The organism is Dactylosporangium sp. NPDC050688, assembly GCF_040654515.1.
GTDB lineage: Bacteria > Actinomycetota > Actinomycetes > Mycobacteriales > Micromonosporaceae > Dactylosporangium.
The window spans coordinates 19,783-34,819 of sequence record NZ_JBFAIC010000054.1 but is presented as its reverse complement, the minus strand read 5'-3'; the positions used below and the strand labels follow the sequence as shown (position 1 = coordinate 34,819).

12 protein-coding genes are annotated in these 15,037 nt (G+C 72.7%); 9 read left to right on the top strand and 3 right to left on the bottom strand.

Annotated elements, in window-relative coordinates:
• Nucleotides 1-25: 25 nt before the first annotated feature.
• The gene (locus tag AB0H83_RS37025; RefSeq protein ID WP_360103411.1) at nt 26-2,599 is read right to left on the bottom strand and encodes an AAA family ATPase; all 2,574 of its coding nucleotides are present in this window, start codon (nt 2,597-2,599) and stop codon (nt 26-28) included.
• A 456-nt stretch (nt 2,600-3,055) separates the two neighbouring features.
• Here AB0H83_RS37025 and AB0H83_RS37020 point away from each other — a divergent pair, with 456 nt between their 5' ends.
• The 4 genes from AB0H83_RS37020 (at nt 3,056) to AB0H83_RS37005 (ending at nt 6,673) form a co-directional block, all read left to right on the top strand.
• Complete coding sequence (locus AB0H83_RS37020) at nt 3,056-4,318, top strand: 3-deoxy-7-phosphoheptulonate synthase (RefSeq protein WP_360103409.1); 1,263 nt, start codon at nt 3,056-3,058, stop codon at nt 4,316-4,318.
• A gap of 32 nt (nt 4,319-4,350) precedes the next feature.
• Entirely contained in the window at nt 4,351-5,112 is a 762-nt protein-coding gene (locus AB0H83_RS37015; RefSeq protein WP_360103407.1) for an ArsR family transcriptional regulator, read from the top strand.
• 43 nt (nt 5,113-5,155) lie between these two features.
• The gene (locus AB0H83_RS37010; protein WP_360103405.1) at nt 5,156-5,593 is read left to right on the top strand and encodes a hypothetical protein; all 438 of its coding nucleotides are present in this window, start codon (nt 5,156-5,158) and stop codon (nt 5,591-5,593) included.
• A 636-nt stretch (nt 5,594-6,229) separates the two neighbouring features.
• Nucleotides 6,230-6,673 (top strand): protein-tyrosine phosphatase family protein, encoded by a 444-nt coding sequence (locus AB0H83_RS37005; protein ID WP_360103403.1) that lies wholly within the window; start codon nt 6,230-6,232, stop codon nt 6,671-6,673.
• Between the two features lie 35 nt (nt 6,674-6,708).
• On the opposite strand, the gene AB0H83_RS37000 is transcribed toward AB0H83_RS37005, so the two are convergent.
• Complete coding sequence (locus tag AB0H83_RS37000) at nt 6,709-7,434, bottom strand: hypothetical protein (protein ID WP_360103401.1); 726 nt, start codon at nt 7,432-7,434, stop codon at nt 6,709-6,711.
• 9 nt (nt 7,435-7,443) lie between these two features.
• Complete coding sequence (locus tag AB0H83_RS36995; RefSeq protein WP_360103399.1) at nt 7,444-8,214, bottom strand: hypothetical protein; 771 nt, start codon at nt 8,212-8,214, stop codon at nt 7,444-7,446.
• A 257-nt stretch (nt 8,215-8,471) separates the two neighbouring features.
• Here AB0H83_RS36995 and AB0H83_RS36990 point away from each other — a divergent pair, with 257 nt between their 5' ends.
• Genes AB0H83_RS36990 through AB0H83_RS36970 form a run of 5 tightly spaced genes read left to right on the top strand, consistent with a single transcriptional unit; the run spans nt 8,472 to nt 15,021 of the window.
• Complete coding sequence (locus AB0H83_RS36990; RefSeq protein ID WP_360103397.1) at nt 8,472-9,371, top strand: polyprenyl synthetase family protein; 900 nt, start codon at nt 8,472-8,474, stop codon at nt 9,369-9,371.
• A 6-nt stretch (nt 9,372-9,377) separates the two neighbouring features.
• Nucleotides 9,378-10,463, top strand: a complete 1,086-nt coding sequence (locus tag AB0H83_RS36985; protein ID WP_360103395.1) for a Rieske 2Fe-2S domain-containing protein — start codon at nt 9,378-9,380, stop codon at nt 10,461-10,463.
• Entirely contained in the window at nt 10,460-11,518 is a 1,059-nt protein-coding gene (locus tag AB0H83_RS36980; protein WP_360103393.1) for a Rieske 2Fe-2S domain-containing protein, read from the top strand. Before AB0H83_RS36985 ends, AB0H83_RS36980 begins: the two co-directional genes overlap by 4 nt.
• Nucleotide 11,519: 1 nt before the next feature.
• A complete protein-coding gene (locus tag AB0H83_RS36975; protein ID WP_360103391.1) occupies nt 11,520-12,581 on the top strand; it encodes a Rieske 2Fe-2S domain-containing protein in 1,062 nt (353 codons plus the stop codon).
• Nucleotides 12,574-15,021 carry a PEP/pyruvate-binding domain-containing protein gene (locus AB0H83_RS36970; RefSeq protein WP_360103389.1) on the top strand — a complete coding sequence of 816 codons (2,448 nt, stop codon included), beginning with the start codon at nt 12,574-12,576 and terminating at the stop codon, nt 15,019-15,021. Before AB0H83_RS36975 ends, AB0H83_RS36970 begins: the two co-directional genes overlap by 8 nt.
• The last annotated feature ends 16 nt before the right edge of the window (nt 15,022-15,037 follow it).

Genomic DNA, 15,037 nt, shown 5'->3' with positions numbered 1-15,037 from the left:
GGTGGATCTGCTCCTGCGGGTGGTTTCACGCCGCTCCACGGGTGAGGAAGTGCTTCGTGAGCTCGACCCGCGTGTTGATGCCGAGCTTGCCGAACACCCGCCGCAGATGGCTGTCGACCGTGTGCGGCGACAGGAACAGGGTGCTGGCCGCCTCCTTGTTGGTCTTGCCGTCGACGATCGCCCGGACCACCCGCAGCTCCGCGGTCGTCAGGCTCTCCCAGCCGGACGTGGGCCGGTCCAGACCCGGGTCGCCCACGTCGGGCGCACCGAGACGGCGCAGCTTCTTCTGGACCCGGGCGACGTCACGCCGGGCGTCGCACTGGGAGTACAGGTCGAGCGCGGAGCTGAGCGACTCAACCGCCGCGGACTGACGCTGGTGGTGCTGCTCCTCCTGAGCCCTGTCCTCCAGCGCGGTGCCGGCCGCCAAGGGCCGTCCGCTGCGCCGGTAGCATTCCACCGCCCGGCGCAGCGCGTCGAGGTCGCGGCGCACCAGCCCGTCGGCGTGCTCGGCGGCACCGGCCAGCGACGCCACGCCGGGGTTGCGCCCGGCCACCTGACGGGCGTACTCCGCGGCCCGCTCCGCCTCGATGGTGAGACCCGCCTTGCCCGCCAGGCGGACCAGGGTCGCCGCGGCCGCCGGCGCTTCCGTGAACAGCAGGACGTCCGCGTCCACCTTCGCGTCCACCTTGATCAGCGTCTGCACGGCCATCCGGGGGCGGCCGCATGCCGCGTGGAACTGCGCGAGAGCCCAGTCCAGGCGGGTCCGGTCAGCGCCGGCGTCATCGGTCACCAGCCGCTCGGCCGCCCGCAGATGCTCGCTCGCGGTTGCCGTGTCGCCATAGTGCAGGCTGATCCGGGCGAGCACCGCGTGCGTCAGCATCGACGTGGCCGGGGCGGACCGGTCGCTGAGGCGCAGCCCGGTCTCGGCCGCGACGCGCGCCTCGCCCAGGCGTCCGAGGGCCATCAGGATCTCGGCGCGGTGACCGTGCCACTGCACCTCGGGGTACACGTCGCCGGCGCTTCCGGCGGTCCTGACCGCGGCGGCGACGGTCTCGGCGTCCTCGAACCGGTCCGCGGCGATCAACGCGTGGACGATCCACGCCCACGACGGCGATCCGCACACCTCGCAGCCGGCCTCCGACGGCGCCGGGCCGGCCTGCGCCGCGCCGGCGGCGGCGTCCCCTGGCCCGGGGCTCGAGGTGTCCGCGGCACGGCCGATCGCCGAACGCCGCACGGCGCCCGTCAGCAGTCCTTCCAGGTTGGTCCGGTCGGCCTCGAAGAGATCGCGGCGCCCCAGCGTGCGCCGCAGCTGCTCGATCGCGATGTCGTGCCGCGCGGCGCTCTGCAGGCCCGGCACGAACGTCATCGTCAGCTGCGCCTCGGCGACCGGCTCCATCCCGGTGCGCACGACGGCGTCGGCGAGCCGGGCGGCCTCGGCGCCGCGACCGGCACCGGCGAGCAGGCTCAGCGCCCGGGCGAGTCTCGCCGGCGCCTCGAACGGCTGCCCGAGGGCGGCCAGCACCCGCGCCCCGACCTCATCGCACCCGCACCGCCGGTGCGACGGCAGCGGGCGCGCCGGCTGCCCGGCGCGGGGCGGGTCGAGACGCGGGGTGACGAACGGCGGCGTCTCCTTGGACGCCCACTCGTCGAACCGGCCGGGCAGCCACAGTTCCGCCCTCGGCGCCGTGCGGGCGGGCAGCCGTGTGGCGTCGGCCGGAGGCGGGACCGGCGTGGCGGTGTCCGGGACCCGTGCCGGTGCCGCACCTCGCCGGCCGGGCAGCAGCAGGTCGCGCACATCGGCCGGGACCACGTCCAGGATCTGCTGCACTGACCTGAGAACACCATCGGGGAGCCGCTCGGCCAGCACTGAGGCGGTGCCGTCGACGATGACGACCCTCCCCGCGTCAATGAACGCGTTCATCAGTCGCTCGAGCAGCAACGGGTGCCCGCCGCAGCGCGCCGCCCAGGCGAGCACGGACGCGTCAGGCTTGGCGCCGAGCACGTTGCCGCACAACGCGGCCGCCGCCTCGTCGTCGAGCAGGCCGAGGTGCAACTGGACGGCGACCCTGCCGCACAGCCAGCCGAGTGCGTGCTGGGCGAGCGACTGCGCAGGCACGGGCGTACGGGCGAGGACCCACAGCACCGGGGCGGCGGCGTGCGAGCGCACCAGTGCCTGCAGCGCCACCCCGCTGACCTCGTCCGCCTCCTGGGCGTCGTCGATGAGGATCAGCAACGGACGCCGTCGTGCCGCCTTCTCGATCATTTCACCGAGGTGGTCCGCCGCCACGAAAGGGTTGACGTGGGATCCGAACAGGCCGGCCCAATCGGTGTCCTCGAATTGACCCTGACCCGAGGTCACGTGGTGCAGAAAAGCCGCCATCTCGCGGAGTATCGGCGCTCCATCAATTGCACCCGCGCGCATGTGCGCCACCGCCAGGCCGCGCTCCGCCCCTTCGAGGGCGACGGCTCTGAGCATGCGACTCTTGCCCGTCCCGACCGCTCCTTCGAGCAGAACACAGGCGCCGGAGCCGCCGAGCGTGGCATCCAAGTACCCCGTGAGCACTGACAAGACGTATTCACGTCCAGCAATTGGATACATGACTACCCCCATGCGTCGAGACTCATGATCCCTCCTGCGAACCTACCTAGGTTATAGACGAACATCGCTGGTTTTAAGCGAAGATGGCGTGAACGCGTTACATCAAATCGTTTTGATGCAGTTGCTGCGTGAAGGAACCGATGGGAAGTATCAGCTGAAAGTTCATCAATCTTACATTCCGGGCGCCGCCGGAGCCAGACCCTCCCGGCACCGGCCCTCGGCACCAGCTCCGCGCACCGCGGGGCCGCCCCAGCCGGGCACCCGTTCAACCTCGGAAGCCGGCGACGGAGGCCGTCCGGCCCGCAGACCCGACAGCGCGAAGACGTGATGTGTCGCCACACGGCGGTGGGCGAAGCTGTGCCGAGACACCGCAACCGGGTGAGGAGCAAGGCACCGGCACCGCTCCTCAGGACGTGGACTGGACCGCACGGCCTCGTTTTCTCGACGGGAGTAGACATGCACAACGCCGGTGCCACTGGCGACCCGACCGACCTCCGACCGTGGGACCGGCTGCCTGCCCAGCAGCAGCCGGACTGGCACGATCACCCCGCGTTCGAGGAGACCTGCCGCAAGCTCCTTGCCGCCGACGCCCTGGTGACACCCGCGGAACTGCGGCACCTGTCGCAGACCCTGTCGACCGTGACCACGTCCGACACCCTCGTGCTGCAGGGCGGCGACTGCGCCGAGAGCTTCCACGAGTGCACCGATACCCACACCGCCGCGAAGCTCGACGTCCTGGACCGGCTCGCGGACCGCCTCCACGATCTGACCGGCTCGCCGGTCGTCCGGGTCGGGCGCATGGCCGGCCAGTTCGCCAAACCGCGGTCTCAGGCGGTCGAACAGCGGGGCGCCCTGAGCATCCCGGCGTTCCGCGGGCACATGCTGAACTCCGAGACCGCGACGCCGGCCGCCCGCGTGGCCGACCCGCAGCGGATGTGGCGGGCATACCGGGCCAGCGACGCCGTGCAGCGCGTCATGCGGGCACACCGCGGGCCGACCGGCGACACACCCGACGCCACCGGCCCGTGGTCGAGCCACGAGGCACTGATCATCGACTACGAGGCCCGGCTGCTGCGGCGCGACCCGGACTCCGGCGCGGTGTACCTCGCCTCCACCCACCTGCCCTGGGTCGGCGAGCGCACGCGCCACGTCCACGGCGCCCACGTCGCGCTGCTCGGTGCCGTCGCGAACCCCGTCGGATGCAAGATCGGCCCCACGGCCACCCCCGAGGACGTGCTCCGCCTGTGCGACGCGCTCGACCCGGGCCGCACGCCCGGACGGCTGACGCTGATCCCGCGGATGGGCCGGGACCGGATCGGCCGGGTCCTGCCGCCGATCGTGCGGGCCGTCGCCACCGCCGGCCACCCGGTGATCTGGCTCAGCGACCCGATGCACGGCAACACCGTCATGTCCCGCCGGACAGGCCTGAAGACGCGATACCTCACCGACATCGTCGCGGAGGCCCTGGCGTTCCGGGACATCGTCGAGGGGCACGGCCAGCGCGCCGCCGGTCTGCACATCGAGGTCGCCGCGGGCGGCGTCACCGAGTGCATCGGCGGGCCGGTGCCGGGCGAGGAGGACCTGCCCCGGCACTACTCGTCCCTGTGCGACCCGAGACTCAACCTCGACCAGGCGACGGAGCTCATCGAGGCATGGGGCAAGAGCACCCCGGCGCAGCGCACGCCGGCGGTGTCGCGAGCGGGTGAGTACACCGGCTGATGCATCATATCAATTTGATGTATGATCCGGATGTGCCGCGACAGAAGCCGACCAGCAGCGGTCTGGAGCCCCCGGAATTCCTTCGCCTCGCAGGGCATCCGCTGCGCTGGCAGCTGCTCGTCGAGCTGGCCCACAGCGACCGCCAGGTGACCGAGCTGACCGAGCTGGTCGACAAGCAGCAGAATCTCGTCTCCTACCACCTCGGCGTGCTGCGCAAGGGCGGGCTGGTGCGGTTCCGGCGCAGCTCGGCCGACGGCCGGGACACCTACTACGCCATCGACCTGCGGCGCTGCGCCGACCTGCTGGCCGAGGCAGGCAGGTCACTGCATCCGGCGCTGCCACCGGCCGCCGCGCCCGCCGACACCGCGCCGGCCGGCGCGTCCGTGCTGTTCCTCTGCACCGGAAACAGCGCCCGTTCCCAGATGGCGGAGGGCCTGCTGCGCAGCCGCGGCGGCGACCGCGTGCTCGTGCGCAGCGCGGGCATCCGCCCCAAGCCCGTGCACCAGCACGCGGTCAAGGTGATGGGCGAGTTCGGCGTCGACCTCACCGACGCGCGGAGCAAACACGTCGACGAGCTGCACGACGAGCGGTTCGACCATGTGATCACCCTGTGCGACCGGGTCCGCGAGGTGTGCCCGGAGTTCTCCGGCAACCCCGACGCGGTGCACTGGTCCATTCCCGATCCGGCCGAGCAGTCCGACGGGGTGGCCGCGTTCCGCCGCACGGCGACCGAACTCGCCGAGCGGATCGGGTTCCTGCTGCACCGCCTGACGAGTCTGCCGGCGACCGGATGACGGCCGGGCGGGATGCCGGGCCCGGTCGACGCGAGGAGGACACATGGAGATGACGGATGACTGCCCCTACTGCGCCCTGGTGGCCGGCGACGATCGTGACGGCTGGGTGTACCGGGACGCGCACTGGGCGGTCGCCCACGGGCCGGCGGAGAGCACGGCCCCGGGCGGGCTGCTGATCCGGTCGGTCCGGCACTTCACCGACTTCGCCGAGATGACCCCCGCCGAGCAGGCGTCGTTCGGGCCGCTGATCGCCCTGCTCGACGCCGCCGTGCACGCGACGGTGGACGCGGAGCGGGTGCACCTCGTCTCCACCCGCGACCGGGTCCAGCACTTCCACGCCTGGCTGTACCCACGCGCGGCCACGAACCCGTTGCGCGGCACCACCTTCCTGGCCGCGCCGCAGTCCGGATCCACCGAGGACGTGGCACGCGCGGCGGCCGCGATCCGCGACCGCCTGACGGGCGCCCTGCGCCCCGCCTGACCGTCGGCCGACGCCGGCACGACGGCCGCGACAGGGCACAACGTTGCCGGCCACAGCGCCCCGGAAGTGGCGGGCCGGACGCGGTGGCTGGTCGCGCCGCCGGTGGCTGCGCGGCGACATCCCGCCCCGACCGGGGTGCGGCACGGTGATGCAGCGGCAGGCGGAGGCAGAAAGCGGCCGCCGCGACCGGGCCCGCGGACGACAACGGGCCCGGACAACAGCGCGGACCAGGACCGGGCCCGCGAACAAGAGCCGGGCAGGCAGACACGCACCGGCGGGCCGGCGGGCACCGGTGCGGCGCCGCGGCACGCGTCGACGACGACCCTTCGGCACCGCCACGGATGCGAGTCCGCCCGGCTCAGCGGTCCGCCCTCCCAACCGGACGGCACCCGGCGGCCGGCGGCCGGCGAAGCCAGGCGCATCGCGCAAGGATCCAGCAAAGCCATTTGAAGCAATCACATTCGATGCTATGCTCCGACCCGGGGAGGCTCCGGCTCGTCGTGCCGCCGGGCAGTCACCGCGCCGCGCCGGGATCACTCCCGGGAAGTGCGCGGTGAATGCGTCATGCGCAATTCTTGACGCGCGCTTCCCGGGGAGGTGCGTGATTGACGTTTGACGTTGCGTTAGGGTTTTCTCATGACCGAGACATGGGACTCCGAAACCGACGGCGTGCTACAACTGCCCTCGGGTCGACGCATCCGCGGTCGAGGGTTGCGCAATCCATTTCCAGCCGGGCAGCAGCCGTCGTTCGGCCTATATCTGCTGGGCCGCCGGCCACCGGAAGTGCCGTGGCAGAGCCGCTGGATCCGGTGGCCCGATTTCTGGCTGCCGTCCGATCGCACCGACGCGGTGGACGCACTGTCCGAGGCGCTGAAGCGGGCCGGCGACGAGCGCGTCGAGATCGCCTGCAGCGGCGGCAAGGGGCGCACCGGCACGGCGATGGCGCTGCTGGCGGTGCTCGACGGCGTCCCCGCGGACGAGGCCGTCCGCTACGTCCGCGCGCACTACTCCCGGCACGCGGTGGAGACGCCCTGGCAGCGCCGGTTCGTCGCCGGTTTCCGCCCGCCGCGGCAGGGGTAGCGCCGCGGCGTCAGGGAGGCTCCCCGCCGGTGCGGTCAGAGCCTCCCGAAGGGCGCGATGCCGTCCCGGCGCAGCATGCGGTGCAGCAGCACGATGTAGACCACGTCGACCACGAACGTGACGCCGTACAGCACGTTGATCAGCGGGGTGAGCGGATAGTCGGTGCTGGTCAGGCTGCCGTGCAGGAAGGACCCGAGGCTGCGCGGCCACTGCTGGTCCGGGCCGGTGGTCACGGTCAGGGCAGTGGCGATCCAGGCGAACAGCGTGCCCAGCCACTTGCCGATCGCGATGTACATCGACTGGCCCACGGGGCTGTCGCGGCGCAGCAGCATCCCGATGAACAGCAGCGACATCATGAAGTTGATGCCGAAGCCGGTGTACTCGCCGTCGGGGTCGTCGAACTCGGAGAACCCCAGGTAGACGATGGGGAAGGCGATGGCGACCGCGGCGGTGACCACGGCCGGGAAGTGCCGGCGCACGAGCGGCAGGTCCTGCTCCTTGCGGCCGTAGCGCAGGCACTGCCAGGCGATGACCAGGTCGATCACGAAGCACGGGATGCTCAGCGTGTGGATGTGGTCACCGAACGGATCGAGCAGGAACCCGTAGGCGAACTCCCAGGACAGGTTCGCCGCCAGCGCGGCCACCGGCATGCCGTAGGTCCGGTCCTTGAACCCGCGGTAGATGATCGCAACGTAGGCGACCATCCAGAACAGCACGCAGATGACGCCGGTCAAGACGACCGACTGGGTACCAACCGCCACCGTGCTCCTTCAGCTCCGGACGATCTCGGGCAGGCTCGCGACGTCGCGTGCGTATCGGCGCAGGCAGAGCTGCTCGACCGCGGCGCGGCGGGGCATCGGGACGCGGTGCAGGCGGCTGCGGAAGGCCTCCTCGTACCGCTGGATCTCGGCGCGCATGCGGGCCGGGGCGTCGGCGCCGTACAGCGCCACGAAGGCCGCGTAGGTGTTGTAGCGGCCGCTGGCCACGTCGTCGTGGTAATGCCGCAGGTCATTGCCGATGTCGGCGAGCACCTCGACCGGCCAGGCGAGGTCGAGCAGCTCCTCGTCGGCGGGCTGGCGCAGCAGCGCGAAGATCATCGCGTGCAGCAGCCGCACGTCAGAGGGGCGCAGCTCGGCGAGGCGCAGCACGTCCTCACGCGCCGCGGTGCGGGTGGCGGTGACCTTGTTCTCGAGGCGGACGTACTGCTCACCCATCTGCAGCTGGCGGGCGACGGCGTCGTTGTAGGCGTGCGCCCGCCGCAGCAACGCCTCGAACGCTGCCTTGTAGCGGTGCAGCTTGGCGTAGTCGTCGTTCCGCACCACGTCCAGGTCGACGTCCTTGGCCCCCTCGCTGACCGCGTCCACCTGGTACACCAGCACCTCGACGAGCAGCAGCAGCGGCGCACACCGCACGCGCTGCGACACCGTCAGGCCATGCAGCGGGAAGTACCAGCGCTGGACGTAGTCGCGGTAGATGCGCCACGCCTTGCGCGGTGCGTCCAGACCGCTCGCGCGCAGCCGCCTGCGCCACGGCGCGCTCACCGCCCGGTCCCATTACTCATCGCGTGTCGCCGTCATTGCTCAACACCATTCCACTCCCCGTGGTGCAGGCATCCGAATTGCGGCAGCATTCAGACTCAGAGGTCTTCCAACCATTGTCAACCCGCATTCATTGATCGACTTATGTCGATCTTGATTACCTGGCGTTCACTGCTGCGCAAATTCCCGTCCAGACGATTGACGGTCCTCTCGTAACGGTGCTAGCTTCCGTTGCCGTGGGCTATTCGGGGGAAAGCAGCGTGCAATTCGCCGCACAATTCGACCTGTTCGACTACCTACGGATGCGGCAGGGACTCGTCAACCGGGAGCTCGAGCGGGCCGTCGCGTCGGCGTACCCGGAGCGGCTCTACGACGCCATGCGCTACTCGCTGATGTCCGGCGGCAAGCGGCTGCGGCCCGTGCTGTGCATCGCCGCCTGCGAGGCGACCGGTGGCAGCGCCGCCACCGCGCTGCCGACGGCCTGCGCGCTGGAGATGCTGCACACGGCGACGCTCATCCACGACGACCTGCCCGCGATGGACGACGACGACTACCGCCGTGGCCGCCTGTCCAACCACAAGGTGTTCGGTGAGGGCATGGCCCTGCTGGCCGGGGACGCGCTGCTCGCGTACTCGCTGGAGTTCATCATCGACAACACCCGCGACGTGCCGTCCGACCGGCTGCTGCGGGTCATGCGGACGCTGATCCACATGGTCGGCGTGCACGGCGCGGTCGGCGGGCAGGCCGTGGACATGGAGTCCGAGGGCCGCGACGACGTCGACCTCGCCACCCTGGAGTTCATCCACACGCACAAGACCGGGGCGCTGCTGGAGGCGGCCGTCGTCACCGGTGCGGTGCTGTCCGGCGCGGACGAGGACCTCATCGCGAGGATGTCACGGTTCGCGCAGGATCTCGGCCTGGCGTTCCAGATCGTGGACGACGTCCTGGACGTCACCGCGAGCCGCGAGCAGCTGGGCAAGACGCCGAACAAGGACCAGGCCGCGCGCAAGGCGACCTTCCCCCGGCTGCTGGGCGTCGAGGAGTCGGTGCGGCGGGCCCGGGACCTGGTGGAGCGGGCCAAGACGGAGCTGCTGCCGCTCGCCGGCGGCGCGGCCGCGCTGCTGTCGATGGCCGACTACGTCTGCGCACGATCGAGCTGAGCGGCGATGCACCGGTCCGACGAGGGCGCTGCCGCGCCCAACGGCATGTCCGGCCTGGCGGCCAGCTGGTACGTCGCGATGCCGTCGGCACGGCTGCGGCGGCGGCCGGTGCCGGTCCGGCTGTTCGGCGCCGACCTCGTCGCATGGCGGGGCATGGCCGGCCGCGCGGTCGTCGCCGCCCGCTACTGCCCGCACCAGGGCGCCAGCCTTGCCATCGGCGCCGTCGTCGACGGGTGCCTGCGCTGCCCGTTCCACGGCTGGCGGTTCGAGCCGTCCGGCGAGTGCGCCCACATCCCCGGCACCGACCGCATCCCGTCCACCGCGCGGCTCGCGACGTATCCGGTGCAGGAGCGCTACGGCTACGTCTGGGTCTGGTTCGGCGGCGGGCAGCCCCTGTTCGACCTGCCGGACTTCCCCGCACTCGGCGAGCACCGGCACCGCTACGCCGGTTTCCGGTACACCGACGTGACCGCCGGCACCGCCCGGCAGCTCATCGAGAACGCCGTGGACTACTTCCACTTCCTGACGCTGCACGGCCTGCAGCTGGATCCCCTGGAGTTCCGCGTCCTGGACGACCCCGCCGAGGCCGGCGACAACGGCACCCCGATCGACGCCGACGCCTTCTTCGGCGCGTGGCTGGACGGCACCGTGCCGTCGTACCGCTGGTGGCGCAGCCCGGCCCGGTGGTTGCTGCACACCGCCGCCACCTACGGCTCCGGCCGCCGATTCCAGCTGCTCGTCGACGGCTGGCCCGGCGGGCAGCGGTTCACCGGGTACATCGACGGCCGGGAGGTCTACAAGGTCCTGCTGGCGCTCGTCCCCACCGACGAGCGGCGCACGACCCAGGTCGGCTGGGCGCTGGTCCGCCGCACCGGCCGGCCCTGGCGCACGCTGCTCAACCTGCTGCTGCTGTACGGGCAGAGCCGCGGCGGCACCTGGCAGGACATCCCGATCTACGACACGACCGAGGCCACCGGCGGTGGCTTCCACGTGCCCTACGACCGTGGGGTGCTCAAGTTCCGGCGGCAGTACCAGCACTGGGTGGAGCGCGCCGCCCAACCGGCCCGCGGCACGGCGGAGGTGCAGTCATGACCGGCGCACGGCACGGCACCACCGTGGCCGGCGACCTCGACCTCGCCGCCGGCTGGTACATCGCGGCCCGCGCCGACACCGTGCGCCGGCGGCCCGTTCCGCTGGACCTGTTCGGCCGGCAGCTCGTCGCCTGGCGCGACGGCACCGGACGAGCTGTGCTCATGCCGCGCCACTGCGCGCACCTCGGCGCCAGCCTCGCCCTCGGCAAGGTCGTGGACGGCTGCCTGCGCTGCCCTTTCCACCACTGGCGCTACGACGCCACCGGCACGTGCGTCGACATCCCCGGCGCCACCGGCCTGACCCGCACCGCGCGGCTGCGCACGTACCCGCTCCGGGAACGTCACGGCTACCTGTGGGCCTGGTACGGCGGGCCCCGGCCGGCCTACGAGCTGCCGGAGGTGCCGGCGCTGGACACGCCGGAGCGGTACCTCACCTACCGGTTCCGGCACAGCACCCCCGCCTCGCCGCGCCGCGTGCTGGAAAACGCGTTCGACTTCTACCACTTCATGACGTTGCACCAGGTCCGCTCCCGGGAGCCGGTCGAGCTGGACCTGCTCGACGACCCGTCCGAGGCTGCCGACAACGGCCCGCCGATCCCGGCCGAGGCGTGGATCGGCGCGCGCCTGCGGTCCCGCGGACTGCACGTGCCGGCGCCGATCCGGGCGCTGGGCCTGCGGACCGACACCTTCAGCCTGCTGGTGGACGGCTGGCCCGGTGGGCAGCGTCTCACGTTCTACCTCGACGGCAGGATGGTCGCCAAGGAGCTGCTCGGCGTGACACCCGTCGCGGCCGGCCGCACCGTCATGCAGGGCTGGACGCTCGTGCCGCGCTCCGGGTTCCTGCCGCGGGACCTCACGCTGCTGCTGATGTACCGCGCGCAGCACTGGCAGGGCACCCGGGAGGACCTGGCGGTGTACCGCCACGCCGCCGACGTGGACACGCCGGTGCCGGTCCGCTACGACCGCAGCGTGCTGCGCTTCCGCCGGTTCTGGGCAGGCTGGGTGGACAGAGCCGAGGCCACCGAGGCCGCCACCGCACCGGCCGGGGCAGCGTGACATGCGCCGCCGGGCACATCCTGCCGCCGATGCCGCGCTCAACCTCGCCGCGAGCTGGTACGTCGCCATGCCCTCGCGCGAGCTGGGGCGGTCGCCGAAGCCGGTCACGCTGTTCGGCCGCCCGATGGTGGTGTGGCGTGACGGGTCGGGCCGGGTCACGGTCATGCCGCGTGCCTGCCCGCACATGGGCGCCAGCCTGGCCCAGGGCCGCGTCGTGGGCGGCGCGCTGCAGTGCCCGTTCCACCACTGGCGCTTCGACGCCGGTGGCACGTGCGTGGCGGTCCCCGGCGCGGACCGCATCCCCGTGCGGGCGCACCGGCTCGTGTACCCGGCGGTCGAACGGTACGGCTACATCTGGGTCTGGTACGGCAGCGCCGAGCCGATGTTCCCGCTGCCGCACCTGCCCGCCCTCGACCCCGCCGGCCGCGGCCACCGCCGGTTCCGCTTCGCCGACACGACCGGCGCCACCGTGCGGCGCATCATGGAGAACACCTACGACCCCGACCATCTGGTCGAGCTGCACGGGCTGCAGGTCGCCGGTCCGCTGCGGCTGCGGCTGCTGACGCCCGCCGACTTCCCCGCCGAGCACGGTCCGGCCATCCCGGCCGAGGCGTGGTTCGGCGCCGAGCTCGGCTGGCCCCGGTACAGCGGCCGGCTCGGCGCGCTGACCCGGCTCATGGGCACCAACGCGGCCCAGTTCGTGCTGCGGGTCGACGGCTGGCCCGCCGGCCAGCGGATCACGTACTACGCCGACGGTGTCCCCCAGTACCGGCTGCTGCTGGCGGCCACCCCGGTCGCCGCGAACAGGACGGTGCAGCACATCGCCGTGGCCGTGGAGCGGTCCGGCCGCTACTGGCGCGACCTGTGGCACTACCTGGTCAACCGGATCGAGGTGACGGTCGCCTCCAACCAGGACCTGCCGATCTTCGACACGATCCGGCCCGGGGACCACCACGGCATCTACGTCGAGGGCGATCACGGGGTGCGCCGGTTCCGCCGGTACTACCAGGAGTGGGTCGACCGGGCGGCACCCGCCACGACGCACGAGCCGGCGCATGCCTGACCGTGTGGTCGCGCTCGCCGACCTGCGGGCCGGCGACGCCGGCGTCGCCGGGGCGAAGGCGGCGAACCTCGGCGAGCTCATCCACGCCGGGCTGCCGATCCCCGCCGGTTTCTGCCTGCCTGTCGCCGTCTACCGCGAGGTCGTCACGCCGGCCCTGGCCGGGCTGCTCGACGGTGACGTGGAGGGCGACGCCGACCGGCTGCGGCGCGCCGTGGAGCGGATCGACCTGCCCGCGACGATCCAGGCGGAGCTCGTCGCCGCGTACCGCCGCATCAGCCCGGACGGCGGCCCGGTGGCCGTGCGCTCGTCCGGGACGTCGGAGGACTCCGCCGGGGCCAGCTTTGCCGGGCAGTACCACACGGAACTGGCCGTCACCGCCGAACGGCTCCTCGACGCCGTGCGGCGCTGCTGGGCTTCGCTGTGGCAGCCGCAGGCCGTCAGGTACCGGCAGCGGCAGGGCATCGCGCACACCGACGCCGCGATGGCCGTGGTCGTGCAGGTGATGGTCGAGGCCGACGCCGCCGGCGTGCTGTTCACCGCCGATCCCGGGGCCGCCGGGTCCGGGGAGCTGGTCATCGAGTCCAGCTGGGGCTACGGCGAGGCGGTCGTCGGTGGCCTGGTCAACCCCGACCGGTTCCACGTCGCGCGGGCCGGCGGCCGGATCGTGCGCGCCGAGCTGTCGCGCAAGACGGTCGCGGTCGGGCCGGGCGGCCCTGTCGACGTCGCCGACGAACGGCAGGCACACCCGTCGCTGACCGCGGTGCAGGTCGCGGAGCTGGCCCGGCTGGCGCTGGAGATCGAGCGTCATTTCGGCGCCCCGCAGGACGTGGAGTGGGCGTACGCGGCCGGACGGCCGGCGGTGTTGCAGGCGCGGCCCGTCACCCGCAGCGTCGCGGTGCCCGACGTGGCCTGGCACAGCCCGGTCGAGGGTGCCTGGTGGGCGCGCATCAGCATCTGCGACGCCTGGCTGCCCGAGCCACTGTCGACCCTCTTCGCCACCACGCTCTACCCGAGCATGGTGCAACGGTGGACCTGGAACTGGGCCGGCGGCGAACGTGCCGCGCTGCGCAACCCGCTGCTGCCCAGACCGATGGCCGGCGTGATCAACGGCTTCGCCTACCTGCGGCTGGACTTCCCGCTGAACCGCCATCCACTGTGGACGGCGAGGCTCGTCGCCGGGTGGTTCCGGTTCCACCTCGCCCGGCTCGAGCGGCGCTGGCGCGGCACGATCCTGCCCCGGCACGTCGAGCGGATCGCCGAGGCGGCCGCCGCCGACCTGGCCGCCATGGACGGCGAGGCCGTCCTGCGCCTGCTCGGTGACGTGGAGCGGCTCAGCGCCGAGTACTGGGCCATCATCGGCGGGCTGGCCTGGTACTGGAACGTCGGCGAGTGGCTGCTCGCGGCCGCGTTCCGCCGGCTGAGCGGCTCCGGCGACAGTCACACGCCGCTGCTGCTGGGCTACCCCACCACCACCTCGCGGGCGGAGCAGGAGCTGTACCACCTCGCCCGCGACGGGGGCGGCCCGGACACGGCGGCGTTCGCGGCGTTCCTCGCCCGGTACGGCCATCAGGTCCACAACCTCGACTTCGCCGAACCGACACCGGCCGAGGACCCGGTGGCCTTCACCGCGGCCCTCGACGCCTACCGGCAGGGCCACGCCACGGACCCGCACGAGCGGCTGCGTGACCTCGCCGGGCGGCGGGAACGCGCCGAGGCCGCGGTGTTCCACGCGCTGCGCCGTTCGCCGCTGCGCCGGCGCGTCCTTCGCGGGCTGCTGCGCTGGAGCCGCCGCTACGCCCAGGTGCGCGACGAGACCCTGTTCGCCTTCACCCTCGGCTGGCCGGTGCTGCGGCGCGGGTACCTGGAGCTCGGCCGGCGGCTGGCCACGACCGGTGTCCTCGGCGCGCCCGCCGACGTGTTCCACCTGAGCGGTGACGAGCTGCGCGCGGCGGTGCACGGCGATCCCACCGACCGGCGCGACGACGTGCGGCGCCGCCGCGGCGAACGTGAGCGGCAGCGCCGGCTCAACCCGCCGCGGCAGGTCCCGCCGGACGCCCGCATCCACCTCGGGCCGTTCGACATCACCGCGCTGGCCGTGTTCGGCGCCGACACCGACGACGGCGAGCCCGGCGGGCTGCGCGGCGCCGCCGTCAGCCCCGGCCGGGTCACCGGCACCGCCCGGGTCGTGCGCTCCACCGACGACTTCGGCCGGCTCCGGCCGGGCGACGTGCTCGTCGCCCCGCACATCACGCCGGCCTGGTCGTCGCTGCTGGCGATCGCCGGCGCGGTCGTCACCGACGTCGGCGGGGTGCTGTCGCACGGCTCGATCGTGGCCCGTGAGTACGGCATCCCGGCCGTCATGGGCACCACCGATGCGACCCGGCACATCGTCGACGGCCAGGTCGTGACCGTCGACGGCGACCGCGGCCGGGTCCACTGACCGGTCCACCGACGGG